Source organism: Acinetobacter sp. FDAARGOS_494 (assembly GCF_003812225.1).
Taxonomy (GTDB): domain Bacteria; phylum Pseudomonadota; class Gammaproteobacteria; order Pseudomonadales; family Moraxellaceae; genus Acinetobacter; species Acinetobacter baumannii.
Genome location: NZ_CP033866.1, coordinates 1,848,191 through 1,870,829 on the forward strand (window position 1 = coordinate 1,848,191; position 22,639 = coordinate 1,870,829).

Below are 22,639 nucleotides of genomic sequence, written 5' to 3' on the forward strand. Positions count from 1 at the left end.
TTGGTTCACGGATCAACCTTCGGAAGCTCGAAAGGGCTTTCGAATACTAGGTTAAGCGTATGGCAAATTTAAAAGAAATTCGCGCCAAAGTAGCTAGTATCAAGAGCACGCAAAAGATTACTCGCGCGATGCAAATGGTAGCTGCTTCAAAAATGCGTCGTGCGCAAGAGCGCATGGCTCAGGGCCGTCCGTATGCCGATAATATGCGCCGTGTAATTGCTCACTTGGTACAAGCAAACCCTGAATACAAACACCGTTATATGGTGGACCGCCCAGTTAAGCGTGTTGGTTACATCATTGTATCTTCAGATCGCGGTTTGGCAGGTGGTTTGAACATTAACTTGTTCAAGAAAGTTGTGCAGCATGTCAAAGCACAACAAGAGCAGTCAATTGAAGTTCAATTTGCTTTGATTGGTCAAAAAGCGGTTTCGTTTTTTAAGAATTACGGCGGTAAAGTGCTGGGTGCAACCACTCAAATTGGTGATGCCCCTAGTTTGGAACAGTTAACTGGCTCAGTGCAAGTTATGCTTGATGCATTTGATAAAGGCGAATTAGATCGTATCTATCTCGTATCAAATGGTTTCGTCAATGCAATGACACAAAAGCCTAAAGTTGAGCAACTTGTTCCTTTAGCACCAGCAGAAGAAGGCGATGACCTCAACCGTACTTATGGTTGGGATTACATCTATGAACCAGAAGCAGAAGAATTGCTAAATGGTTTATTAGTTCGCTATATCGAGTCTATGGTTTATCAAGGTGTGATTGAAAACGTCGCATGTGAGCAATCTGCACGTATGGTCGCAATGAAAGCAGCGACAGATAACGCAGGTCAGCTTATCAAAGACTTACAACTCATCTATAACAAGCTGCGTCAAGCCGCGATTACTCAGGAAATCTCTGAGATCGTTGGTGGTGCCGCTGCCGTTTAACATTATTAAGTTTGAATTGAGGAGACAGCAATGAGTAGCGGTCGTATCATTCAGATCATCGGCGCGGTTATCGACGTCGAGTTTGAGCGCACAAGCGTTCCAAAGATCTATGACGCTCTCCAAGTTGACGGTACTGAAACTACTTTAGAAGTTCAGCAACAACTTGGTGATGGTGTTGTTCGTACCATCGCAATGGGTTCTACAGAAGGTCTTAAACGTGGTCTTACTGTAACTAGCACAAACGCACCGATCTCTGTTCCAGTTGGTACAGCCACTCTTGGCCGTATCATGGACGTTTTAGGTCGTCCTATCGATGAAGCAGGTCCTGTTGCGACTGAAGAACGTTTGCCGATTCACCGTCAAGCGCCTTCTTATGCTGAACAAGCAGCTTCTACTGACCTTTTAGAAACTGGTATTAAAGTAATTGACTTACTTTGCCCGTTTGCGAAAGGTGGTAAAGTTGGTTTATTCGGTGGTGCTGGTGTTGGTAAAACCGTTAACATGATGGAATTGATCAACAACATCGCGAAAGCACACTCAGGTTTATCTGTGTTTGCTGGTGTTGGTGAGCGTACTCGTGAAGGTAATGACTTCTATCACGAAATGAAAGATTCTAACGTTCTTGACAAAGTAGCAATGGTCTACGGTCAGATGAACGAGCCACCAGGTAACCGTTTACGCGTAGCGTTAACTGGTTTGACTATGGCTGAATACTTCCGTGATGAAAAAGACGAAAACGGTAAAGGTCGTGACGTATTATTATTCGTCGACAACATCTACCGTTATACACTTGCAGGTACTGAAGTATCAGCATTGTTAGGTCGTATGCCATCTGCGGTAGGTTACCAACCTACACTTGCAGAAGAAATGGGTGTTCTTCAAGAGCGTATTACATCTACTAAATCTGGTTCGATCACTTCGATCCAAGCAGTATATGTACCTGCCGATGACTTAACAGACCCATCGCCTGCAACTACATTTGCTCACTTAGACGCAACAGTAGTATTGAGCCGTGACATCGCATCTTCTGGTATCTATCCAGCGATCGATCCACTTGACTCAACTTCACGTCAGTTAGACCCATTAGTTGTTGGTCAAGAGCACTATGAAATTGCGCGCGCAGTACAAAACGTATTGCAACGCTATAAAGAGCTTAAAGACATCATCGCAATCTTGGGTATGGATGAATTGGCAGAAGAAGATAAATTGGTTGTTTACCGTGCGCGTAAAATCCAACGTTTCTTCTCTCAACCATTCCACGTAGCTGAAGTATTTACTGGTGCTCCTGGTAAATTAGTACCACTTAAAGAAACGATTCGTGGCTTTAAAGGTCTATTAGCTGGTGAATACGATCACATCCCAGAACAAGCGTTCTATATGGTTGGTGGTATTGACGAAGTGATTGCTAAAGCTGAGAAACTCTAATTTAAGGAGATCATCTCATGGCGACTATGCAATGTGATGTCGTAAGTGTTAAAGAGTCAATTTACTCTGGCGCAGTGACGATGTTAATCGCGAAAGGTGCAGGTGGTGAACTTGGTATTTTGCCAGGGCATGCTCCACTTGTAACCTTGCTTCAACCGGGCCCGATTCGTGTTCTGTTGGAAAATGGTACAGAAGAAATCGTCTATGTATCTGGCGGTGTTTTAGAAGTTCAACCTCATGTTGTGACGGTTCTTGCAGATACTGCAATCCGTGCTGACAATTTGGATGAAGCTGCAATTTTAGAGGCACGTAAAAATGCTGAACAATTGCTTGCAAACCAAAAGAGTGATTTGGACTCAGCTGCTGCGTTGGCTGCCTTGGCAGAAACCGCTGCACAGCTTGAAACTATCCGTAAAATCAAAAACCGCGCTCAATAAGACGCGGTTCGAGATTGAAAAAGCCACCGAAAGGTGGCTTTTTTTATTGCTAAAAAGAAAATTAAGAATCAGTTTTTGAATCTGATTTTTCATCTCCTGCCATAATCATAGCAGCGAGCTTGACCATATCCATTTGGATGGTATTAAGTTGCTTTTCAATTTGGTCGAAATTAATTTGCTCTAATTTCCCATTTAATAAAGGCATGCTTAAAGCTTGCTGGTTTGCCTGTAGTAGGCTTTGACGGATATTTTCAACTTCCTGACTTCTGATATCTAAACCAAGCAAAGCTTGGTTTAAACCTTCTAACTGTGCTTTCAAAGTCGTCACAGTTGTTTTTAGCTCATGCTGATCTTTATCTTGAATAGCTTGTTCAACGTCAAGTTGAGTGTCCTTGAGCTTTTCGATATAGTCGCCAGCCTTTAACTGTAAATTAGCGGCATCACGAACGATATAAAAAACATTACCATTTTTTAATTCAGTTTTATTTTGTGTAGCTGTGATTTCTTGTTGAGAGTCATCAGCTTGGTCTGATATTTGATCGTTAGTCTGAACGGATTCTTGTTCCTTTGCGTGGTCTTGTGTCTGATCACATCCAAGTAACAACATACCTGAAGCAAAAATCACAAATGGGAAAAATGCACCTTGTAAAACTTTTTTCATAACTACAAACAATACCAACTGAAGCAAGTAGGTACTATATGCATAAAATATGTAGAAATAAGGTATTGTTGCAAATGAACAACATTTTGAGTAGACAATAAAAAGGAGTGCTATAGCGCTCCTTTTATTAGTTTGATGCAAAAATTATTTAGCTAATTCTGCTTCAACTGCTTTTACAATTTGTTCATCGTCTGCTGTTAAGTTAGGTGCAAAACGCGCAACAACTTCACCGTTTTTATTTACTAGGAATTTCTCGAAATTCCATAACACTTCAGGGGCAGGGTTAGTAGGAATACCTAAACCTTCTAAGCGCTCACGGAAAGGGCCTTCTCCAATACGTTCTGGTTGAGCTGTTGTTAGCGCTTGATAAAGTGGATGTTTATCTTCGCCAGCTACAGAGATTTTAGAGAAAAGTGGGAAATGAACATCGTAGTTTAATGAGCAGAACTGTTGAATTTCTTCATCCGAACCAGGTTCTTGTTCTTTAAAGTTGTTTGCAGGGAAGCCTAAGATTTCAAGACCTTGATCTTTCTTTGCTTGATACAGCTTTTCTAAGCCTTCGTATTGTGGAGTTAAACCACATTTAGACGCTGTGTTTACGATTAATAAAACTTTCCCTTTATATTGGTCAAGGTCAACCGTTTCGCCTGAAATAGCTTTTACTGGAATATGATATACAGATTGAGTCATGAGTCTTTCCTGAAGATTGTAATTGATATCAAGTAACGCATTTGTTTTAACTGCTATTCTTGAGTAGTGCAATAATATTCGTGTTCAAAAAATAAAAAGATATACAAAAGCAGTTTTACTATCTAATTATTTCTGATTTGAACAGGTGTTTGGCCTGTATATCTTTTAAAAAATTCGATAAAACTTGAGCTGTGTTGATAACCTAAATCGTATGCTAGGCGTTTAATCGGTGTTCCTTGACGGATCTGATGAATGGCGTAAACAATTTTGGCTCGATTACGCCATTCGGATAGTGAAAGTTGTAGTTCTTGTTGGCTTAAGCGTAATAAATGACGATCACTGACAGAAAAGTTCTGAAGTAGCTGCTGTAAAGAGAGATTAAAAAGTAATGGGTCTGAAAGCTTTTCTAAAATTGGCAGTAAAACAGGATGCCTTGTTTGTGGTAAATAATGAGAATAGGCGGGTGCTTGTTGTAATTGATCGAATAAAACCTGTAAAAGATGTTCTAAATATTCAGGCTTTTCCGTTTGTTTTTGCTGTTCCAATATTTGTAAAACTAAGGTTCGAAAGAAGGGCTGAATACTAAAGCATCGGCAGATATCTCCTAAAATAGAGCAAAGCCGAGGGTGTAAACGAATGCAGATATAATGAATTTCATGATCGATATGGGTAGATTGATGAACCGTTTGAGGGGGAATCCAAAGCCCATAGCTTGGAGGAGACAAGTATATTTGCTCTTCTACCTGTATTTCTAAAATACCATTTAAACTAAAATTAAAATCTCCCCATAGTGAAGCATGAGGACGAACAATATCTTCTTTTTCGTATAGAAATTCATGAACTTCTATACTCTCTAATAAAGAAAATTGTTGGTCCTCATTTTTCATGGGTCTACTCTAAGTAATATTCTAATTTTCACATGTTGCTTTGGGATTGTTTAAACCTTTGGCTAAGGTAAATGTACTAATTAAAGCTAAGGCAACGAAGCTTAATACCCCATAAATTAAAGTATTTTCATTAAAATGATCAACTACATAACCACCTAATAATGATCCTGTAGCAATCATGACTTGGAACATACCAACAAAAAGCGGCATACCTTTTTCTACAGCATGAGGTGCGTGTACAAACATCCAAATATTGGCAGAGGTAGGGAATGCGCCAAATGCGAAGCCCCATAATGCAGTAAGGACAATGGCACCAAACTCATGGATAGCAAAGATTGGGAAGCCAAAGAATACAATGGCAAAACATGTTCCAACGAAAGCTAAGGTATACCGAACATTTAAATTACCACTGTACCCTGCAAATGCATTTCCAAAAATACCAGCTATTCCATAAAGCAATAATAATGAGCTAATAGTTGTCCCATTAAACCCGGCTACATTTTTAAAGAAAGGGGCTAAATAACTATATGCACAGAAGTGAGCAAGCCCAATTAATAAAACAATAAGCATGCCGCTACGTGCTTTAGGTGTGCGTAATAATGCAGGTAAATCACGAATATGTATTGCTGACTCTGGTAAAAGTTTTGGTAAGAAAATAAGCTGAAGCACTAATACAACAAGACCGATAGCAGCTGTAATTCCAAAGGCACTGCGCCACCCATAAAACTCACTTAACCATGTTCCAATCGGTACACCTAGTACAGTGGCGAAAGTTACACCAGCCATTACTACAGCAGTTGCTTTGGCAATAGGTAAATTTGCAGGTGCTAGCTTACCGCTTAAGGCAATTGCTGTTGCCCAGAAGCCACCAATTGAAATCCCTAAAATCAAACGGCTCAACAATAGAACATGAAAGTTTTCTGCAAAAGCCGTAATGGTATTGGCAATCACCATAATAGCAGTCAGTAAAATAAGCACATAACGGCGGTCAAGTTGCTTTACTGAAACGGGTAATAGAGGGGCCGCAATTGCTGCCATAATGCCGGGTACTGTAATAATAAGACCTGCTGTACCTACAGAAATGTGTAAATCGGCTGCAACGCTATTTAAGACACCAACAGGTAAAAATTCACTCGTTACCAAGGCAAAGGCTGCGATGGCAACAGCCAAAATAGCAAACCAGCTCCCTTGTGTGGAAGTCATGGGTCGTGCTTTAGAGGTAGTAGATTGGTCCATAAAGAAATCCTTACTTTGCTAAATTCGAAGTGAAGAAAGGCAAATTTATAATTAACTAACGATCATTATGAAAATAAAATAGTTGATAAAAATTTGAACGTCAATTAATTTAATAACGATTGTTATAAAAATAGATGTGATCTTTATGACAAATAGGCATGAAACAGATCTTGTTAATGAGGACACGTTAAAAAAGAAGCGTGGACGCCCTAAATGCTTTGATGAGCAGCAAGTGTTAGAGAAAGCTATGTTACTTTTTTGGGAACATGGCTATGAAGCCACCTCTATTAGTGACTTAACACATGCTTTAGAAATTACAGCGCCGAGCCTATATAGTGCTTTTGGCGATAAGGCAGGTTTGTTTTACAAAAGTATTGACTACTATCTCGCTCATGAAGCATGTCCTATTGAAACGATATTTTTAGAAGCAAAAACTGCAAAAATTGCTTTTGAGTTATATCTTTATGACAATGTAAAACGATTGGTTCAACCCAATAAGCCAGCAGGTTGTATGTTGGTAGTTGCTGCTATGAACTGTTCTGATGCCACACAAGAGGTACAGCAAAATCTTTTAGATAAGCGAATAAAGACCAAAGAAAAATTATTAAAACGTCTCGAACAAGGTGTAGAGCAGGGCGATTTGCCTACTAATGCCCCTCTACAAGAAATGACTGATTTTTATGCGACTGTTATTCAGGGGCTTACCATTCAGGCCAGAGATGGTGCAAGTACCGAACAATTACATAAAGTGGTAGAACATGCCATGAAAGCTTGGACATTATTTTAAAAAATAAATGATGTCTTAAGTTCAATATCAATGTCGGAAATACGATATTTCAATTTATTAAGACATTCTTCAAAATAAAGTCTCTTTTGTAGTTGGTGTATTACTATGAGTCAGGTCATGAAATATCACAAATGGGCATTTATTTTTCCCATTCTGGCAGTACTGATTTGGTCTTTAAATATTGTAGTCACCCGCTATGTCTCGGACTATATTTCTCCGGTAAGTATCAGCTTTTATCGGTGGTTAATCGCTTTTATTATTTTGACTCCATTTATGTTTTTGTCTGTTTGGAGACAAAGACGACTAGTAATACCCTATTTACCTAAGCTTGCTGTGTTAAGTGCATTTGGGATGGTGCTTTATCAAGGCTTGGCTTATACGGCTGCCCATTATACTAGTGCAACCAATATGGGGATTGTGAATGCATTTATTCCCATCTTTACGATCTTTGTTTCGCTTGCCATTTTAAAAGATGTGCCTAATCGCTTTGCAGTTTTTGGCAGTATTTTGTCTTTTGCTGGTCTGCTATACGTTATGTCCCAAGGAAATATTAATAAGCTTTTAAGTGGTGGCGGGCACCTTGGCGATGCATTGATGATTATTGCCGTATTCTTCTATGCATTTTATGGAGTTTTCTTAAAGAAATGGCAGCTCCCACTTCCAATTATGACAAGCTTATACGTTCAGATTGGGTTTTCCGTGCTGTTCCATCTTCCTTTAATTTTCTGGTTTGGTCTGGATGCCTTAAATGCACAAAATGCGCCAAGTGCAATTTATGCCGGTGTATTTGCTTCACTCATTGCGCCGCTAGTTTGGATGTTAGCCGTACAACAACTTGGGCCAAATAGAACCAGTATCTTTATGAATCTTGTGCCAGTGTTCACCGCCATTATTGCAAGTATCTGGTTATCTGAACAATGGACGATATATCACACTTTCGGCGGAATTATGATTCTGGTGGGCATTATCATGGCACAAAAGAAGGTTAATTCTAAAAAATCAGATCTTTTGCCAGAGCAAAATTAAGAATCATAAAAAAACTATGGCATATTTTTAAAAAAAGTGATGAAAATATGCCAGTTTTTTATCAATCTAAGCTTTTCTATATGATTTATAAATATATTTATGAAAAGATTGTGTAACATAAATATTAAAAAAGGCCAATAAAAATATTAATATAATTTTAATTCAACTGCTAAAAACGCCAAATTCCCTACACTTTTCATGCTTTTTTTAGAGAAATAATATATTTCTCACATTAAGACTCTTGCCACATAATAGCGACCACTACGAAAGATGCTCTTTTAAGCAATTTTTCTTTCGTTCCAGAGATATCCAAACCCTCTGGATGTGGTATATACCCATCCTTTTTTATGCTCAGTTATCCCTATATAACTGAGCTTTTTTTTGTCTGGAATTAAGGACGTATCACTTCACCAGTTAAGGCGTTAATGATGCGGCTTGGCTGTTGGCTTTGGCCTAAATCACCATTGAGATAGTTTAATTGTGAACCAAAGTATTGGCAGGCATCTTGTAAAGAATGTGCAGGTTCTTGTCCACTAGGGTTGGCGCTCGTCGATACAATAAAACCATGAAAAGCATTGCATAAAGCGACACATAAAGGATGTGTCGTTACACGTACCGCAACAAGAGGATGCTCGCCTTTAATCCATGAGGGGATGTGTTGATCAGCAGGTAATAGCCAAGTTGTGGCTCTTTCTGAGGGCTGATGGTTCGTCCAGCAATCAATAATTTCTTGCTGAGTAGTTTGCGGTAAGGAAGTTAGTAGATGTTCTACTTGACTAATATGGCCAGCCAATAAAATGACGCCCTTTTCAATAGGGCGCTGTTTCAATTCAAGAATTTTTTGAAAAGCTTGTTCATTAAATGGATCACAGCCTAGTCCCCAGACTGCCTCAGTTGGATATGCCAAAACTTGACCTTGTTGTAAACATTCGGCTGCTTCGGTCACTGAGGTCGTAATCATGGTAATACTTTCCTTTCAATCAAACAGAATCGCTATTGTGCGCTCTAATACTAAGAACGACAACGTAAATACAGCCCTGATTGTTGCATACATAAACCGAGTAGTTCTAGTTCCATTAGTGAAGAGGTCAGTTCAGAAACTGGAATATTATGGTGAACTACAAGTTGGTCAATATTTTGTCCCACCCAGTCTAAAGACTGATAAAGATCAATCAAGTGCTCAGGAATTTCTGGAGTATTCGTATTAGCTTCTTCAGTTTGATTTTGTTGCTGACTTTGCCATTGGGTTGGTAAAGCAAGATCCTCAATAATTTGTTCAGGATGGTCGATTAAAATTGCACCTTCACGAATAAGTTGATGGCATCCTTGATGAAACTCGCTATAAATATGACCCGGAATCGCGAATACGGTTTTACCTTGTTCAGCAGCTTTATTGGCCGTGATGAGTGAGCCGCTTTTTAATGTCGCTTCTACCACCAAAACGCCTAAACTCAAACCGCTGACAATTCGGTTTCTCCGTGGAAAATGTTGTTGTAATGGTGGTGTACCCGGTAAAAACTCAGTAATAATGGCGCCGTTTTTAGCCAAAATATATTCTGCAAGTTTTTTATTTTGAGCTGGATAAGTAGTGTCTAAGCCCGTACCCGTCACTGCAATGGTACGTTGATGAGTAGATGCACCTTGATGAGCGGCTTCATCAATGCCATAAGCCAGACCGCTACTAATGAAAAAGCCCTTTTCACTTAAGTAATAGGCAAAATCATAAGCGACCTGTCGTCCATGTGGGCTTGGCTTTCGGCTACCGACAATCGCAATTTGAGGTTGCAATAAAGCTTGCGCTTGACCTTTCCCAAAAATAATAGGTGGGTGATCTGTATAAGGAAGTAATTGAGTGGGATAGCCTGAGTCATCCGGCGTTAAAATAAAATCCGTATACTGACAAACTTGTTGTACAAGTTGTTCAAACTGCGTTTGACCTTGGGGCGTTTGAAATTCGTTTACACGTTTTAAGTGATTAGCATGTAGCCCCAGAGAGGACCACTTTGCTAAACCATCAGGTCGAGTGGCTTTTTCACAATTTCCAAAATAATCAATAATTTTTTTAAAGCTGACTAAAGAGTGCTGCACCAAATACCACACTTTAAGTGTGTGGTAGTGGTGTGAAGAAAGTTGAGTGAGCATTGTAAAAGGTACATCCAGCATTAATCATTAAATTGAGGTGGCTGAATGCTTGAACCAACCTTAATTGGTAAATCGCTCTCTAAAACAAAAGCATAACTTAGCTGATCAAAAGTTCTAAAAACCATTAGACTGCCAATTTGTTGGCCAGGAAGTTGAATCACTTCTTTGGTTTTAGGGTCGCGAATTGATTCACCTTGTTGAGTAATATCAAAAACTTGACCTACTTGAATGCCCTGAGTTGTACCGCGATCCAAAGTCACTACACTATTTTTTGCAGCTCTACCAATTGAGCCCATGACACGAATAATCTTGCCACCATCCGTCACTTGCTTCGCATCTACTGGGTAAAATAATGTTGGCAAAGTAGCTTGTTCTTCAGGCATAACACGATCGCCACGACGTACTTCAGCGTTATAACTATCTGTTAGTTCTAATGTAGTAATATCTTTTTCAGAAGAGACCGCAACACCTGAAGCAACCTGTAGTAGCTCAATCCCTAAACTATGCTTTTTACCTTTATTGTCTGTGAAATAGTAAGGTTCACCTTCTCGGTAGACTGCATAACGCTGCCCATTAATTAAGCCTTGTCCTCGTGCATAAATAGTCTGGCCTTTTCCTGCAAGTACACGTTGATCGGCTGTACCAACAATATAAGGTGTGTTGGTAATTGAGTCGGCTGGTAAAATAGTACTGTTCTCTAACCACTGTTTAATATGTTCAAGTGGAATAACCGGAACACTATTATTTAATGCTTCGACGCGAACTTGAGGTTGTAAGTGAGTGGTTTGCCCAGTGTAGCGGCGAATAATACCTACACAACCATCGCCCTCATCTTTACCGACTAAAGGACGCCCATCTAGGCTACATAATAGTAATCGGTCACCCGGATAGATCCAGTGTGGATTTTTAACATGTTGGTTGCTCGCCCAGATTTCAGGCCAACGCCATGGTTTATTTAGAAAATGTCCTGAAATATCCCATAAAGTATCCCCACGTTTTACAACATATACATTGGGTGCATTACTTTTAAGTGAGGGTGGATTATGGTTCGGACTGGTTGCATGAACCTCTGCTATCGTACCGATTGCGACACCTGTACAGAGCGCCAAGGCAAGTAAATGCTTCTTTATCCCCAAGGCATGAAAATTAACCATGCCGTTAAAAACCTTTTTCATTATGATAATTCCTAAAAATTATGTGTGCAGTTGCGTTATAATGGGCGGCTTACACACAATTTTTCGATGAAGTATTTCCTTCATTTGGTTTTTCAATCAATGGCATAAGTGAGGACGACAGTATGGCCTTATTACCTATTTTAAGTTTTCCTGATCCCCGTCTTCGTACCATTGCTAAGCCTGTTGAAGAAGTTACTGATGAAATTCGTCAACTTGCAGCAGATATGTTTGAAACCATGTATGCGGCACCAGGTATCGGTTTAGCAGCTTCTCAGGTCGATCGTCATATTCAGCTTATCGTCATGGATTTGTCTGAATCTAAAGATGAACCTATGGTTTTCATTAACCCCAAAGTAACTCCGTTGACTGAAGAGACGCAGCCGTACGAAGAAGGCTGTCTATCAGTGCCACAAATATACGACAAAGTTGATCGCCCGTCACGCGTGAAAATTGAGGCAATTAACCTTGAAGGTCAAGCATTTGAGATAGAAGCTGACGGACTTCTCGCTGTTTGTATCCAACATGAAATGGATCACTTAAATGGCAAATTGTTTGTGGATTATTTGTCGCCACTTAAGCGTCAGCGTGCGCGTGAAAAAGTCGAAAAAATTGTTCGCCAACGCGAACGTGAAAAAGTTGCGGTAAAACGTTAATATTTTTCAAACACCAATATAGTGTGGATGTGATTTTTGGTTTTTCGTAGTGGTTTGCTGCTTGCCTGTGCAGCAGTATTTTTACAGATTGCGGTATTTCTACAGCCGCTATTACCGAAGCAATATCAAATTGCTCCGGTCTGTGAAACTATTACCCGTGCTTTGCTTAAACCTAAAGCACAGACGGAAGCCATGTCACATGCCATGCACCATTCACATCACCAGCATCATATCGAACAGGCGCAAGTACCTGACCATCATGATCACCATGATGCGAACCATCAGTGTCAATATTGTACCGTTTATGCCAATTTGGTTTTACCACCTGAATTCGGCGTAAAAGAGGTGCTTGTTCGTATACAAGTTCGCTTAGTCGCGTATCAACAAGCTTTCCGGCATGTTTACTTTGCGCTACAGCGACTTTTCCTACTCCCGCAAGGACGTGCGCCGCCTCTATTTGCATAAATAAAAGCAATTTTTGTTGGGGTCTTAACTGACTTCGATATCACTTTATTTATGTTTTAGAGCGTATAAAAAATGCCACATTCTAAATTTTTACTACAACCTTTATGGGTTGCGATGCTTGCTGTCTCTCATTCGGGCCTAGTGTTTGCCGAATCAGAAAAAAATGATGCCGAAACCAACACACTTCATTCATTAGCACCTATTGTTGTTACAGCACAGCAAGGCAATGATGCAAATGGTCTGATCGTACATGCAGACCCAAAGCAACCGATTCAGCCAGTACCTGCTACAGATGGCGCAGACTATCTGCAAAGTATTATGGGTTTTAATTCAATTCAAAGCGGTGGAACAAATGGTGATGTGACATTCCGAGGTATGTTTGGTTCACGTATTAAAATTCTAACGGATGGCACAGAGAACTTGGGTGCCTGCCCAAACCGAATGGATGCTCCAACTTCTTATATTTCACCAGAAAGTTATGACCGGATTTCTGTGATTAAGGGACCACAAACGGTTCAATATGCCAATACTGGTTCAGCTGCAACAGTTCTATTTGAACGTCAGCCTGAAAAGCTTACCTCTGAAAAACCCTATCGCGGTCAAGCGAGTGTCTTGCTAGGTTCATATGGGCGTATTGACCATAATATTGAAGCGGCTGTTGGCGATGAGAAAAAATATATCCGTTTAAATGCCAACCGTTCAGAATCGAATAGTTATCAAGATGGTGATGGCAATACCGTGCCATCAGCATGGAAAAAGTGGAATGCTGATGTAGCGCTTGGCTTTACTCCAGATGAAAACACGTGGGTCGAAATCACGGGTGGAAAATCTGATGGTGAATCGCTTTATGCTGGACGTTCAATGGATGGTTCTCAGTTTGCGCGTGAAAGTTTAGGGCTTCGTTTTGAAAAGAAAAATATCACTGATGTGATCAAGAAAATTGAAGGGCAGGTGAACTATAGCTATAACGACCATATTATGGATAACTTTAGCTTGCGTACACCACCATTAGTTGAAATGAATCATGGTGGTATGACCATGCTGATGCCAAATGCAATGGCCATGCAAGTGACACGCCGTACATTAAACTCACGTTTGGCAATGACTTCTGAATGGAACAAATGGAGTTTGATCACAGGCGTTGACTCTCAATTTAATAAACATGGTGGCAGCATGTCATCGCCAACAATGCCTTCTATGAATGTTCCATATCGTCAAGATATGCGTTTTCAATCATACGGCGCTTTTGGTGAACTTGGTTATCAATGGAACGATCAAAATAAGCTGGTTACAGGTGCACGTTTAGATCGAGTCACAGTTGAAGATGAACGTGCTGATTCTCAAGCAAAAGGCTTTAACACGAAGCTTGAAAAGACTTTGCCAAGCGCATTTGTTCGCTGGGAAAATCAACATCCTGAGCATGACCTAAAAAGTTATATTGGTTTAGGTTATGTAGAGCGTATGCCTGATTATTGGGAACTTTTCTCGCCTAAACATGGTAATGCGGGTTCAACCAATACTTTTAACGGTGTGAATCCTGAGAAAACACTACAGTTGGACCTGGGTTTTCAGCAACAACATGGTGCTTTAAACACATGGGCTTCTGCCTATGCAGGTTTAGTAGATGACTACATATTAATGAGTTACCACCATCACCCAAGTATGGGAATGGATGGACATGATATGAGCCATGATATTACTGCGGGAGCCAAAAATGTCGATGCAACCATCGCTGGTGCAGAAGCGGGTATTGGGTACCAATTCACTGACCGTATTCAGGCAGATTTGAGTGCGATGTATGCGTGGGGCAAAAACACCACAGATGACAAACCTCTACCTCAAATTTCACCTTTAGAAGGTCGTTTAAATATTCGCTATGTGGCTGACAAATATAACTTAGGTCTGTTATGGCGAGCTGTTGCTGAGCAAAACCGTGTGAGTCTACATCAAGGTAATATCGTGGGATATGACCTAAAACCAAGTAAAGGTTTTTCAACACTTTCTTTAAACGGAAGTTATAACCTTCGTAAAGATATTGATGTCTCTGTTGGCATTGATAACGTATTAGATAAGACCTATACCGAACACTTAAATAAAGCGGGTAGTGCAGGCTTTGGATTTGCGAGCGAAGAGCAGTTTAACAATATCGGAAGAAATTACTGGGTTCGTATGAGTATGAAGTTTTAATAAGCTTTAGCGAATTAAAGAACTGAAATTATTAATTTAATGAGAGAAATGAAATGACTAATAAATTATCGCCTGAACAGTCTTGGTGGGGATGGAAGTTACTTATTGTGGCTTCTATCTTGAGTGTATTGTTTATGATTATTTTTTACTTGGCCATCAACAATGAGCCTGACTACATGCCAAGTCAAAAAAAGAAGCAGATGATGGAGTCACATGAGCAAATGAATCACGCTGAAATGCATAGTTCATCAGCTCAATAAGGTTCTTAATAGTTGAAAATGGAAGTCTGGATAACGGGCTTCCATTTTTTGCTTTTTTAGATTCCAGAATTATTGATGCATACTTGCTAAGGTTTTTGCCTTACCTTGATTCTGATAAAGCGTTAAGCCAAGTTTTTGTATATTACGGCCTGATTTAGATAAAAACTTTTCAACTTTTGGTGAAAGCTTTGCGCCATTATAAAGTAGTAAATTACGCACAATTAAATAATAAGCAAACCATGAGGCAGATTGCTGAGGCAATCCGAGTAGTTTCATTCTTTTCTTACCAATAAAAAATTGGGTAAGTTCTAAATGTTGTCGATAAGCAAGTTTCTGCTGTAAAGAGCGTAAATGCAGATATTTTCTCTCAAAAGGTTCTTTCGACAAGCTCAATCCTAATTCAATACTGCTGTGATCGGAGCGAGGATGAGCAAACTGCATCCAATAAAGTAACCTCCAACCCTCAGGTTCAGACTGAATAAGCCATTTTTCATCAATACCCATTAACCAACCAACATAACGCCAGAAATGTAAAAAACTCTTTGCCTCTTGTTTTGTTGGCCATATACCTAAAGCTCTAATACCGAGTAAAACGACACTGCTAAAAGCCAAATTAGTCATTGCTAAATCAAATTGATTAAGAGGAATTCCCCAAACCTCACTATCCCAACGGTCAGACTTTTTTAATTGCCGGCGAACGAGTGCATGAATAAAGCGAACATAAATCGTTGACGTAAAACCTGCACTCAAACGAGAAAGCCCTTGGGGTTCAGTAATATCTACCCACCATTTTGTGGTTTCTGCTAAACGTGTTCCCGCTTCTTTCTTTAATGCACCCGTTAAAATTAGGGGTTGATTAAATCCCGGATATAAATATCCCGCCATTAAGGATAAATCTCTAAGAATAAAACCATTATTTATTCCTAAACGATGGGTAAATTTAACAGCCTCATCGATTTGGCGCTGATCTAACCATTCAGGCTTTTGTTCGATGTAATTAAAGAAATTTTCTAACTCAGTAGGTATAAGCTCAGAGAGTTCATCACGGCCTTGAAATAATATCTTCTCAAAAATTATTCGGTGATCTTTGGGACTTTGCATAACCCAATCAATCACCTTATCCATTTCAATATCCCCTTCATAAAGGGCATGTTGTAAAGACACATATTCTTTATAGTTTGGTTGTACAGGTTTTCCACAACAGATATGTAAAAACTGAGTAAAGAAATTACTGTCTTGCATGTCATTAAAAGAAGCAAGTCGAGTCGGGCTAATCATTTGCATATCGTTACTTACTTATTGAACTGAATAATAAATAGGCTAATATGAATAATTATTCGCATTCAATTCGCATTTAACGAATAAAAAACGATGAGAAAAGTCCCACAGCAACAGCGTTCAAAAATTATTGTTGACCATATTTTAGAGGCGACACAGCAGTGTATCGCCCAGTATGGATTACTACATACGACGACGCCTAAAATTGCAGAGAAATCTGGAGTAAGTGTTGGGTCGATTTACCAATACTTTGAGAATAAAGATCAAATCATAGAAGAACTATTGCGCCGTAAAAGCGAATTGCTGGGGCAACAACTTAAAGAATTAGTTGTGCGACAAGGAAATATTCCTTTAGAGCTGCTCATTCCCTTAGCAATAGAGTTGGGATTTAATGCATTAAAAGCCGATCATGGATTTTTTATAGAAGTGCTGAAACACTGGCATGACTATAGTCATTCGCAAGCTGCTCAGATTTTAGAAAAGCATTTTTTTGAAGTAGGGCTATATACATTCAGTAGAAATCCTCATCAATGGGACTTCGAACAGGTGAAGCATAAGTCCTTTGTAATTATTAATAGTACGCTTTTTACGATGATGCGTTATGTAAGCCAAAACAATTTTCTTATCTCAGAACAACAACTTAAGCGAGAATTATCGAGCATGATACTGGCTTATTTAAGTCAAAAATAAAAAATTAAAATAATTATCAATATAAAACAAAGGTTTAATATTGGTATTGATTTAAAAATAAACGCTCGAGTCATTAAATTTTAATTTTCGCTTGCAAAGGGTTATTAATGGTCTATAATGCACATCCATCGGCGGTGATGCAGATAGAAACTTGTTGAAAAACAGTTACTTGTGATTGGGTTGATTGCTTTAAGTAATGAATTTGATGGTAAGTTGGTTTAGAGACTAGGTTTTAAAAATATCGAAATTACCTGTTGACTTTTAAGAGATTAAGAGTAATATAGCCGACCTAGCTTGCTGGTGACGAACCAGTAAGAAGATCATTAAGAGAATTGAAGAACAACTTGTGTGGATTTTTACTGATTGATTAATCGAAATAATTTTTATTGATTGATTGGTTTAAATTACTCGAAGTTTATTTGAGCGAAATTTAAGTCAGTAATTGATGAGCCGGAATTGGCACCTTGTCTATAATAAGGTGCAAAATGATTTTAACTGAAGAGTTTGATCATGGCTCAGATTGAACGCTGGCGGCAGGCTTAACACATGCAAGTCGAGCGGGGGAAGGTAGCTTGCTACTGGACCTAGCGGCGGACGGGTGAGTAATGCTTAGGAATCTGCCTATTAGTGGGGGACAACATCTCGAAAGGGATGCTAATACCGCATACGTCCTACGGGAGAAAGCAGGGGATCTTCGGACCTTGCGCTAATAGATGAGCCTAAGTCGGATTAGCTAGTTGGTGGGGTAAAGGCCTACCAAGGCGACGATCTGTAGCGGGTCTGAGAGGATGATCCGCCACACTGGGACTGAGACACGGCCCAGACTCCTACGGGAGGCAGCAGTGGGGAATATTGGACAATGGGGGGAACCCTGATCCAGCCATGCCGCGTGTGTGAAGAAGGCCTTATGGTTGTAAAGCACTTTAAGCGAGGAGGAGGCTACTTTAGTTAATACCTAGAGATAGTGGACGTTACTCGCAGAATAAGCACCGGCTAACTCTGTGCCAGCAGCCGCGGTAATACAGAGGGTGCGAGCGTTAATCGGATTTACTGGGCGTAAAGCGTGCGTAGGCGGCTTATTAAGTCGGATGTGAAATCCCCGAGCTTAACTTGGGAATTGCATTCGATACTGGTGAGCTAGAGTATGGGAGAGGATGGTAGAATTCCAGGTGTAGCGGTGAAATGCGTAGAGATCTGGAGGAATACCGATGGCGAAGGCAGCCATCTGGCCTAATACTGACGCTGAGGTACGAAAGCATGGGGAGCAAACAGGATTAGATACCCTGGTAGTCCATGCCGTAAACGATGTCTACTAGCCGTTGGGGCCTTTGAGGCTTTAGTGGCGCAGCTAACGCGATAAGTAGACCGCCTGGGGAGTACGGTCGCAAGACTAAAACTCAAATGAATTGACGGGGGCCCGCACAAGCGGTGGAGCATGTGGTTTAATTCGATGCAACGCGAAGAACCTTACCTGGCCTTGACATACTAGAAACTTTCCAGAGATGGATTGGTGCCTTCGGGAATCTAGATACAGGTGCTGCATGGCTGTCGTCAGCTCGTGTCGTGAGATGTTGGGTTAAGTCCCGCAACGAGCGCAACCCTTTTCCTTACTTGCCAGCATTTCGGATGGGAACTTTAAGGATACTGCCAGTGACAAACTGGAGGAAGGCGGGGACGACGTCAAGTCATCATGGCCCTTACGGCCAGGGCTACACACGTGCTACAATGGTCGGTACAAAGGGTTGCTACACAGCGATGTGATGCTAATCTCAAAAAGCCGATCGTAGTCCGGATTGGAGTCTGCAACTCGACTCCATGAAGTCGGAATCGCTAGTAATCGCGGATCAGAATGCCGCGGTGAATACGTTCCCGGGCCTTGTACACACCGCCCGTCACACCATGGGAGTTTGTTGCACCAGAAGTAGCTAGCCTAACTGCAAAGAGGGCGGTTACCACGGTGTGGCCGATGACTGGGGTGAAGTCGTAACAAGGTAGCCGTAGGGGAACCTGCGGCTGGATCACCTCCTTAACGAAAGATTGACGATTGGTAAGAATCCACAACAAGTTGTTCTTCATAGATGTATCTGAGGGTCTGTAGCTCAGTTGGTTAGAGCACACGCTTGATAAGCGTGGGGTCACAAGTTCAAGTCTTGTCAGACCCACCATGACTTTGACTGGTTGAAGTTATAGATAAAAGATACATGATTGATGATGTAAGCTGGGGACTTAGCTTAGTTGGTAGAGCGCCTGCTTTGCACGCAGGAGGTCAGGAGTTCGACTCTCCTAGTCTCCACCAGAACTTAAGATAAGTTCGGATTACAGAAATTAGTAAATAAAGATTAAGATCTTGGTTTATTAACTTCTGTGATTTCATTATCACGGTAATTAGTGTGATCTGACGAAGACACATTAACTCATTAACAGATTGGCAAAATTGAGTCTGAAATAAATTGTTCACTCAAGAGTTTAGGTTAAGCAATTAATCTAGATGAATTGAGAACTAGCAAATTAACTGAATCAAGCGTTTTGGTATGTGAATTTAGATTGAAGCTGTACAGTGCTTAAGTGCACAGTGCTCTAAACTGAAATGTTGAAGTTACTAACTTGTAGGTAACATCGACTGTTTGGGGTTGTATAGTCAAGTAATTAAGTGCATGTGGTGGATGCCTTGGCAGTCAGAGGCGATGAAAGACGTGATAGCCTGCGAAAAGCTCCGGGGAGGCGGCAAATATCCTTTGATCCGGAGATGTCTGAATGGGGGAACCCACCTACTTTAAGGTAGGTATTGCAACATGAATACATAGTGTTGCAAGGCGAACGAGGGGAAGTGAAACATCTCAGTACCCTTAGGAAAAGAAATCAATTGAGATTCCCTCAGTAGCGGCGAGCGAACGGGGATCAGCCCATTAAGTTATGTGTGTTTTAGTGGAACGCTCTGGGAAGTGCGAACGTAGAGGGTGATATTCCCGTACACGAAAGGGCACACATAATGATGACGAGTAGGGCGAGGCACGTGAAACCTTGTCTGAATATGGGGGGACCATCCTCCAAGGCTAAATACTCCTGACTGACCGATAGTGAACCAGTACCGTGAGGGAAAGGCGAAAAGAACCCCTGTGAGGGGAGTGAAATAGATCCTGAAACCGCATGCATACAAGCAGTGGGAGCACCTTCGTGGTGTGACTGCGTACCTTTTGTATAATGGGTCAGCGACTTATATTCAGTAGCGAGGTTAACCGTATAGGGGAGCCGTAGAGAAATCGAGTCTTAATAGGGCGTTTAGTTGCTGGGTATAGACCCGAAACCAGGCGATCTATCCATGAGCAGGTTGAAGGTTGGGTAACACTAACTGGAGGACCGAACCCACTGTCGTTGAAAAGCCAGGGGATGACTTGTGGATAGGGGTGAAAGGCTAATCAAGCCTGGTGATAGCTGGTTCTCCCCGAAAGCTATTTAGGTAGCGCCTCGGACGAATACCATAGGGGGTAGAGCACTGTTTCGGCTAGGGGGTCATCCCGACTTACCAAACCGATGCAAACTCCGAATACCTATGAGTACTATCCGGGAGACAGACTGCGGGTGCTAACGTCCGTAGTCAAGAGGAAAACAATCCAGACCGCCAGCTAAGGCCCCAAAATCATAGTTAAGTGGGAAACGATGTGGGAAGGCATAGACAGCTAGGAGGTTGGCTTAGAAGCAGCCACCCTTTAAAGAAAGCGTAATAGCTCACTAGTCGAGTCGGCCTGCGCGGAAGATGTAACGGGGCTAAAACTATGTGCCGAAGCTGCGGATGTATACTTTGTATACGTGGTAGGGGAGCGTTCTGTAAGCCGATGAAGGTGTGTTGAGAAGCATGCTGGAGGTATCAGAAGTGCGAATGCTGACGTGAGTAACGACAAAACGGGTGAAAAACCCGTTCGCCGAAAGACCAAGGGTTCCAGTCCAACGTTAATCGGGGCTGGGTGAGTCGACCCCTAAGGCGAGGCCGAAAGGCGTAGTCGATGGGAAAATGGTTAATATTCCATTACTTCTGTGTAATGCGATGAGAGGACGGAGAAGGCTAAATCAGCCTGGCGTTGGTTGTCCAGGTGAAAGGATGTAGGCATGTATCTTAGGCAAATCCGGGGTACTCTATGCTGAGATCTGATAGCAAGCTGTACTTGTACAGCGAAGTGGTTGATGCCATGCTTCCAGGAAAAGTCTCTAAGCTTCAGTTACACAGGAATCGTACCCGAAACCGACACAGGTGGTCAGGTCGAGTAGACCAAGGCGCTTGAGAGAACTCTGCTGAAGGAACTAGGCAAAATGGTACCGTAACTTCGGGAGAAGGTACGCTGTTGTTGGTGATGGAACTCGCTTCCTGAGCTGACGACAGCCGCAGAAACCAGGCCGCTGCAACTGTTTATTAAAAACATAGCACTCTGCAAACACGAAAGTGGACGTATAGGGTGTGATGCCTGCCCGGTGCTGGAAGGTTAATTGATGGGGTTAGCGTAAGCGAAGCTCTTGATCGAAGCCCCAGTAAACGGCGGCCGTAACTATAACGGTCCTAAGGTAGCGAAATTCCTTGTCGGGTAAGTTCCGACCTGCACGAATGGCATAATGATGGCGGCGCTGTCTCCAGCAGAGGCTCAGTGAAATCGAAATCGCTGTGAAGATGCAGTGTACCCGCGGCTAGACGGAAAGACCCCGTGAACCTTTACTGCAGCTTGACACTGAACTTTGACCTTACTTGTGTAGGATAGGTGGGAGGCTTTGAAGCTGGAACGCTAGTTCCAGTGGAGCCGTCCTTGAAATACCACCCTGGTAATGTTGAGGTTCTAACTCTGTCCCGTGATCCGGGACGAGGACCGTGTCTGGTGGGTAGTTTGACTGGGGCGGTCTCCTCCTAAAGAGTAACGGAGGAGTACGAAGGTGCGCTCAGCGTGGTCGGAAATCACGCGTAGAGTATAAAGGCAAAAGCGCGCTTAACTGCGAGACCCACAAGTCGAGCAGGTACGAAAGTAGGTCTTAGTGATCCGGTGGTTCTGTATGGAAGGGCCATCGCTCAACGGATAAAAGGTACTCTGGGGATAACAGGCTGATACCGCCCAAGAGTTCATATCGACGGCGGTGTTTGGCACCTCGATGTCGGCTCATCTCATCCTGGGGCTGAAGCAGGTCCCAAGGGTATGGCTGTTCGCCATTTAAAGAGGTACGCGAGCTGGGTTTAGAACGTCGTGAGACAGTTCGGTCCCTATCTACCGTGGGCGCTGGAAATTTGAGAGGATCTGCTCCTAGTACGAGAGGACCAGAGTGGACGAACCTCTGGTGTACCGGTTGTGACGCCAGTCGCATCGCCGGGTAGCTATGTTCGGAAGGGATAACCGCTGAAAGCATCTAAGCGGGAAGCCTACCTCAAGATAAGATTTCCCTAGGACTTTATGTCCTCTAAAGAGCCGTTCGAGACTAGGACGTTGATAGGTTGGATGTGGAAGCATAGTGATATGTGAAGCTGACCAATACTAATTGCTCGTGAGGCTTGACTATACAACACCCAAGCAGTTGTATATGAAGCATCAATCGATTCTTAAATATGCAAGACAACTTGATTTAGTTATACCTCTAGCTAAAATGAACATCTAAAGTAAGATTCAATTCAGCCCAGTCTGTTACAGATTTGGAAAACGCTTCGGCATCAAATAAGACCTAAGCAAGTATCCATAAACAGT

General features: G+C 41.6%; 17 protein-coding genes, 2 tRNA genes, 2 rRNA genes and 1 pseudogene. 14 read left to right on the plus strand and 8 right to left on the minus strand.

Features of this window, described 5'->3' with window-relative positions; genetic code table 11:
* Positions 1-59 precede the first annotated feature (59 nt).
* Genes atpG through EG365_RS08945 form a run of 3 tightly spaced genes read left to right on the plus strand, consistent with a single transcriptional unit; the run spans position 60 to position 2,791 of the window.
* Positions 60-929, plus strand: a complete 870-nt coding sequence (gene atpG / locus EG365_RS08935; RefSeq protein ID WP_001284971.1) for a F0F1 ATP synthase subunit gamma — start codon at positions 60-62, stop codon at positions 927-929.
* 30 nt (positions 930-959) lie between these two features.
* Positions 960-2,354 carry a F0F1 ATP synthase subunit beta gene (gene atpD, locus EG365_RS08940; RefSeq protein WP_000094481.1) on the plus strand — a complete coding sequence of 465 codons (1,395 nt, stop codon included), beginning with the start codon at positions 960-962 and terminating at the stop codon, positions 2,352-2,354.
* Between the two features lie 17 nt (positions 2,355-2,371).
* Entirely contained in the window at positions 2,372-2,791 is a 420-nt protein-coding gene (locus tag EG365_RS08945) for a F0F1 ATP synthase subunit epsilon (RefSeq protein ID WP_000224542.1), read from the plus strand.
* Between the two features lie 61 nt (positions 2,792-2,852).
* Here EG365_RS08945 and EG365_RS08950 read toward each other — a convergent pair whose 3' ends face one another.
* The 4 genes from EG365_RS08950 to EG365_RS08965 form a co-directional block, all read right to left on the minus strand.
* Positions 2,853-3,452, minus strand: coding sequence for a hypothetical protein (locus tag EG365_RS08950; RefSeq protein ID WP_000757152.1), 600 nt, complete (start codon positions 3,450-3,452; stop codon positions 2,853-2,855).
* Positions 3,453-3,596: 144 nt separating this feature from the next.
* Entirely contained in the window at positions 3,597-4,142 is a 546-nt protein-coding gene (locus tag EG365_RS08955) for a glutathione peroxidase (RefSeq protein WP_000194676.1), read from the minus strand.
* A 122-nt stretch (positions 4,143-4,264) separates the two neighbouring features.
* The gene (locus EG365_RS08960; RefSeq protein WP_000786954.1) at positions 4,265-5,029 is read right to left on the minus strand and encodes an AraC family transcriptional regulator; all 765 of its coding nucleotides are present in this window, start codon (positions 5,027-5,029) and stop codon (positions 4,265-4,267) included.
* A 21-nt stretch (positions 5,030-5,050) separates the two neighbouring features.
* Positions 5,051-6,265, minus strand: coding sequence for an MFS transporter (locus EG365_RS08965; RefSeq protein ID WP_000372838.1), 1,215 nt, complete (start codon positions 6,263-6,265; stop codon positions 5,051-5,053).
* A gap of 136 nt (positions 6,266-6,401) precedes the next feature.
* Between EG365_RS08965 and EG365_RS08970 the strand changes: the two genes are divergently transcribed.
* Together EG365_RS08970 and EG365_RS08975 are read left to right on the plus strand one after the other, a co-directional pair.
* A complete protein-coding gene (locus tag EG365_RS08970) occupies positions 6,402-7,052 on the plus strand; it encodes a TetR/AcrR family transcriptional regulator (RefSeq protein ID WP_001984979.1) in 651 nt (216 codons plus the stop codon).
* A gap of 105 nt (positions 7,053-7,157) precedes the next feature.
* Positions 7,158-8,078 carry a DMT family transporter gene (locus EG365_RS08975; RefSeq protein ID WP_000084546.1) on the plus strand — a complete coding sequence of 307 codons (921 nt, stop codon included), beginning with the start codon at positions 7,158-7,160 and terminating at the stop codon, positions 8,076-8,078.
* Between the two features lie 391 nt (positions 8,079-8,469).
* Here the strand turns inward: EG365_RS08975 and EG365_RS08980 are convergent, their stop codons facing one another.
* Genes EG365_RS08980 through EG365_RS08990 form a run of 3 tightly spaced genes read right to left on the minus strand, consistent with a single transcriptional unit; the run spans position 8,470 to position 11,395 of the window.
* A complete protein-coding gene (locus tag EG365_RS08980) occupies positions 8,470-9,039 on the minus strand; it encodes an L-threonylcarbamoyladenylate synthase (protein WP_000633612.1) in 570 nt (189 codons plus the stop codon).
* Positions 9,040-9,089: 50 nt separating this feature from the next.
* The gene (dprA, locus tag EG365_RS08985) at positions 9,090-10,220 is read right to left on the minus strand and encodes a DNA-processing protein DprA (protein ID WP_002018389.1); all 1,131 of its coding nucleotides are present in this window, start codon (positions 10,218-10,220) and stop codon (positions 9,090-9,092) included.
* A gap of 20 nt (positions 10,221-10,240) precedes the next feature.
* A complete protein-coding gene (locus EG365_RS08990; protein WP_000755275.1) occupies positions 10,241-11,395 on the minus strand; it encodes a LysM peptidoglycan-binding domain-containing protein in 1,155 nt (384 codons plus the stop codon).
* 122 nt (positions 11,396-11,517) lie between these two features.
* Here EG365_RS08990 and def point away from each other — a divergent pair, with 122 nt between their 5' ends.
* The 4 genes from def to EG365_RS09010 all read left to right on the plus strand — a co-directional run bounded on the left by def (position 11,518) and on the right by EG365_RS09010 (position 14,960).
* Positions 11,518-12,048: a peptide deformylase gene (def, locus tag EG365_RS08995; protein WP_001196539.1), complete on the plus strand. Its 531-nt coding sequence runs from the start codon at positions 11,518-11,520 to the stop codon at positions 12,046-12,048.
* A 36-nt stretch (positions 12,049-12,084) separates the two neighbouring features.
* Entirely contained in the window at positions 12,085-12,513 is a 429-nt protein-coding gene (locus EG365_RS09000; RefSeq protein WP_000231981.1) for a DUF2946 family protein, read from the plus strand.
* Between the two features lie 72 nt (positions 12,514-12,585).
* A complete protein-coding gene (locus tag EG365_RS09005; RefSeq protein ID WP_001120679.1) occupies positions 12,586-14,700 on the plus strand; it encodes a TonB-dependent copper receptor in 2,115 nt (704 codons plus the stop codon).
* Positions 14,701-14,753: 53 nt separating this feature from the next.
* Entirely contained in the window at positions 14,754-14,960 is a 207-nt protein-coding gene (locus EG365_RS09010; protein WP_000182542.1) for a hypothetical protein, read from the plus strand.
* Positions 14,961-15,029: 69 nt separating this feature from the next.
* On the opposite strand, the gene EG365_RS09015 is transcribed toward EG365_RS09010, so the two are convergent.
* Positions 15,030-16,244 carry an oxygenase MpaB family protein gene (locus EG365_RS09015; RefSeq protein WP_001177946.1) on the minus strand — a complete coding sequence of 405 codons (1,215 nt, stop codon included), beginning with the start codon at positions 16,242-16,244 and terminating at the stop codon, positions 15,030-15,032.
* An 87-nt stretch (positions 16,245-16,331) separates the two neighbouring features.
* Between EG365_RS09015 and EG365_RS09020 the strand changes: the two are divergent.
* The 5 genes and pseudogenes from EG365_RS09020 (at position 16,332) to EG365_RS09040 (ending at position 22,457) form a co-directional block, all read left to right on the plus strand.
* Positions 16,332-16,902, plus strand: a pseudogene (locus EG365_RS09020) (TetR/AcrR family transcriptional regulator).
* A gap of 518 nt (positions 16,903-17,420) precedes the next feature.
* A 16S ribosomal RNA gene (locus EG365_RS09025) occupies positions 17,421-18,957 on the plus strand.
* A 59-nt stretch (positions 18,958-19,016) separates the two neighbouring features.
* Positions 19,017-19,093, plus strand: a tRNA-Ile gene (locus EG365_RS09030).
* A gap of 55 nt (positions 19,094-19,148) precedes the next feature.
* Positions 19,149-19,224 (plus strand) — tRNA-Ala (locus tag EG365_RS09035).
* Between the two features lie 340 nt (positions 19,225-19,564).
* Positions 19,565-22,457: ribosomal RNA gene (locus EG365_RS09040) — 23S ribosomal RNA — on the plus strand.
* The 16S and 23S rRNA genes sit together here with 2 tRNA genes alongside, the layout of an rRNA operon.
* Positions 22,458-22,639: the final 182 nt, after the last annotated feature.

Bases quoted from the DNA above. Each gene is read 5' to 3' on its own strand.
- dprA (WP_002018389.1), bottom strand. From the start codon at position 10,220: ATGCTCACTCAACTTTCTTCACACCACTACCACACACTTAAAGTGTGG.
- EG365_RS08950 (WP_000757152.1), bottom strand. From the start codon at position 3,452: ATGAAAAAAGTTTTACAAGGTGCATTTTTCCCATTTGTGATTTTTGCT.
- EG365_RS08960 (WP_000786954.1), bottom strand. From the start codon at position 5,029: ATGAAAAATGAGGACCAACAATTTTCTTTATTAGAGAGTATAGAAGTT.
- EG365_RS08945 (WP_000224542.1), top strand. From the start codon at position 2,372: ATGGCGACTATGCAATGTGATGTCGTAAGTGTTAAAGAGTCAATTTAC.
- atpD (WP_000094481.1), top strand. From the start codon at position 960: ATGAGTAGCGGTCGTATCATTCAGATCATCGGCGCGGTTATCGACGTC.
- EG365_RS08975 (WP_000084546.1), top strand. From the start codon at position 7,158: ATGAGTCAGGTCATGAAATATCACAAATGGGCATTTATTTTTCCCATT.
- EG365_RS08980 (WP_000633612.1), bottom strand. From the start codon at position 9,039: ATGATTACGACCTCAGTGACCGAAGCAGCCGAATGTTTACAACAAGGT.
- EG365_RS09015 (WP_001177946.1), bottom strand. From the start codon at position 16,244: ATGCAAATGATTAGCCCGACTCGACTTGCTTCTTTTAATGACATGCAA.
- EG365_RS08965 (WP_000372838.1), bottom strand. From the start codon at position 6,265: ATGGACCAATCTACTACCTCTAAAGCACGACCCATGACTTCCACACAA.
- EG365_RS08955 (WP_000194676.1), bottom strand. From the start codon at position 4,142: ATGACTCAATCTGTATATCATATTCCAGTAAAAGCTATTTCAGGCGAA.
- def (WP_001196539.1), top strand. From the start codon at position 11,518: ATGGCCTTATTACCTATTTTAAGTTTTCCTGATCCCCGTCTTCGTACC.
- EG365_RS09010 (WP_000182542.1), top strand. From the start codon at position 14,754: ATGACTAATAAATTATCGCCTGAACAGTCTTGGTGGGGATGGAAGTTA.
- EG365_RS09005 (WP_001120679.1), top strand. From the start codon at position 12,586: ATGCCACATTCTAAATTTTTACTACAACCTTTATGGGTTGCGATGCTT.
- EG365_RS08990 (WP_000755275.1), bottom strand. From the start codon at position 11,395: ATGAAAAAGGTTTTTAACGGCATGGTTAATTTTCATGCCTTGGGGATA.
- atpG (WP_001284971.1), top strand. From the start codon at position 60: ATGGCAAATTTAAAAGAAATTCGCGCCAAAGTAGCTAGTATCAAGAGC.